The sequence below is a fragment of the Streptomyces sp. NPDC051133 genome, from assembly GCF_040682635.1.
Classification (GTDB): domain Bacteria; phylum Actinomycetota; class Actinomycetes; order Streptomycetales; family Streptomycetaceae; genus Streptomyces.
The window spans coordinates 1-2848 of sequence record NZ_JBFBBK010000165.1 but is presented as its reverse complement, the minus strand read 5'-3'; the positions used below and the strand labels follow the sequence as shown (position 1 = coordinate 2848).

Here is a 2848-nt window from a genome sequence, read left to right as displayed (position 1 = left end):
GTCACCCTTCCCTTAGCGCGCGGTGGACGTGTAGGGCAGCAGCGCCATCTCACGGCCCGGCGCACAAGCGGCGGCACGGTCGCTGTCGGCATCACCAGCCATGAGCGGTCGCGGGCAACCGCTGATCAGCTCCATAATGGAATCACTCGCATGGAACGGCGCGCCGGGTGCTCAGCCGCCGCCGAGCCCGGCTACCTTCCCAGGACCCCAGTCCGGCGCGACGCCGACCTTCCCCCCTCGGTGCACCGGGCCGGGGCCCGGCCCGACAGCCTCCCGCGCACGGCACGCCACCTTGTCCGAAGCCCGCCAGCCGGGTGTCGCCGCGCAGGCTTTGCGGGACGAGCGGGCCCTAGAGGCAGCCGGGATGTTCCCCCTCACTCTGGGCAGGCACCAAACAGCCCCCAGTTACCCGTCCACCGCCAAGGCCCCGATGAGCTCCCAGCCGAGCAACCCCTTACACCCCCGCAACGGTCGCCCGCACCCCGCAATGGCGGGCCGCGAGGAGCACGTGGCACGGATGGAAGCGGAAGTCGCCCAGCTCCGCCGAGCCGTCGCCTCCCACGCATGCGTCGACCAGGCCATCGGCGTCCTCATCTGCCTGCACCAGCTTGACCCCGACACCGGCTTCACCGTGCTCCGCGTCACCTCCCAGCTCGCCAACACCAAACTCCACACCGTCGCCGAAGCCGTCACCCACTGGGCCCGCACCCACCAGCCACTCTCAGTGCCGATCAAGGAAGCACTCGACGAAGCCCTACGCCTCCACACAAGAACCCAGGGCCCCCGGAGAGCTGACCACGCCCGGCGGCGCTGGCTCACAAGCCGGGCGCCGGCCTCACACGCGCGCGGCGGCACGGTCATCGCCGCCGTGCCGCCGCGGATCCGCAACCTGCCACCACCCGCCGAGTACCCCACCCCCAGCCGAACCCACCCGCGTGAGCACCAGCCCACAGGCATCGTTGAGCACAGCATTCGCGCCATGCACATCCCACCCCCCGGAGATGCGCGAACCCTCGCGAGGGCCCGGAAAAAACCGCGCCCGGCCCCGGGCCCTCACCTGCATACACTTGCCACGCAGATCGCCGACGACGACCCGCGTCGTCGCCGAAACCGCACCACGGCGGACCCCCGCCCCGTCACGTTAAGCACCGCATCCAGCCACTACCCGCAGGTAGCGGCATCCAACGTCGACAGCCCAGGCAGGATCGGCCTCATGATCGGCGACGACGAACCCGGCCCGGTACGGTGGGAGATCCAGATGCACGAACCCTGCAGCCGCGTCTGGATCTGCAAAGCGCACGGCCGCACCCCCACCGCGGTCGATCCCACCGCCTTCGGCCAGACCGTCCTCGCCGCCTACCTCACCAACCGCCCCGCCCACTACGGTGAAACGATTCGCGTCCTCGTCCGCACCAACACCGGCAACCCCCTCATCCTGGACGCCGACCAACCGCCCTACGACGGCTGGAACATCGACCCCGCGCTCCACGAAGCCCTCCCCGGCTACCTCCGCAGCGCTCTCACCGCTCTCCGTCGCTCCAGTTGACGACGGCCAACGGCGGCGCGTACAGAGACATCGGCGGTTCGGGGATCTACTCCTCGACATGCCCGCCGGCCGTCAGAAACACCATGCGGCGGGCGCCGGAGGCGACGTGGTCGGCGGAGAGCGTGTCTGAAAGATCGTGTAAGTCCGTGATGTGGCAGCCTGGCCCGGGGCCCGGCCTCGGATCGAGCGGCTGCTCGGCAAGGCCGACGCTTCCGGAACAGCCCTGCTGGGTGAGGGCGGGCTGCTGACGGAAATCACAAGGGCTGTTCTGGAACGGCTCTGGAAGCCGAGATGAGCGAGCACCTCGGCTACGAGCGAGGCGATCGGGCTGGTCACGGGCCGGGAAACTCCCGCAACGGGACACCTCGCCCAAGACAGTCCTCACCGATGCCGGCGCGGTCACTGTGGCGGTGCCGCGGGACCACAACGGCGACTTCGAACCGTGTCTGGTCCCGAAGAACGCCCGACGGCTCGCCGGGTTCAACGACCGGATCCTCTCCCTCTACGCCCGCGGCATGAGCGTGCGCGACCTCCGCTCCCATCTGGCCCAGATCTACGGGGTCGAGGTCAGCCCAGACCTGATCAGCAAGGTCACCGACGCCGTGGTCGACGAACTGGTGACCTGGCAGAACCAGCCCCTCGATGCGGTCTGGCCGATCATCTGCATCGACGCACTACGGGTGAAAATCCGCTCGGATTCGGTGACCTCGAAACCGGTCTATCTGGCCGTCGGTGTGGACATGGACGGCCGCAAAGACGTCCTGGGACTGTGGACCGGAGCCGAAGGCGAAGGCGCTACCACCTGGATGGCAGTCCTGTCAGAGCTACGCAACCGCGGCATCGAGGATGTCTGCATCGTCGCCTGCGACGGTTTGAAAGGCCTGCCCGACGCCGTCACCGCGACCTGGCCCAAGGCCACCGTCCAAACGTGTGTGATCCACCTGACCAGGGCCTCGCTCACACTGTCGTCGGTGCGGGACCACCCCAAGCTGGTCCCGGCCCTGAAGGCCATCCACACGGCCCCGACCGAACAGGCCGCCGAACAGGCCCTCGACGCCTTCGAGGTCCCTGACCTGAGAGAACGCTACCCCGCGATCGTGCGGACCTGGCGGTCGGCCTGGACGGAGTTCACGCCCTACCTGGCGTTCCCGCCAGCCATAAGGACGGTGGTCTACTCCACGAACATGGTCGAATCGATCAACTCCAGGGACTCTGCTGCTCTATTGGGTTATGTCGTGAGTCGGTAGCCCAGGCGGGTCAGGCGGCTGGTGCGCGACAGGGCGGGTGGGGCGTCTTCGGTGC

2 protein-coding genes are annotated in these 2848 nt (G+C 68.6%); both read left to right on the top strand.

The window, feature by feature from the left end; all coding sequences use genetic code 11:
* Positions 1–517 precede the first annotated feature (517 nt).
* Positions 518–1546, top strand: coding sequence for an ANTAR domain-containing protein (locus tag AB0N17_RS45890; RefSeq protein ID WP_366017620.1), 1029 nt, complete (start codon positions 518–520; stop codon positions 1544–1546).
* Between the two features lie 410 nt (positions 1547–1956).
* Entirely contained in the window at positions 1957–2793 is an 837-nt protein-coding gene (locus AB0N17_RS45885; protein WP_366017619.1) for an IS256 family transposase, read from the top strand.
* The last annotated feature ends 55 nt before the right edge of the window (positions 2794–2848 follow it).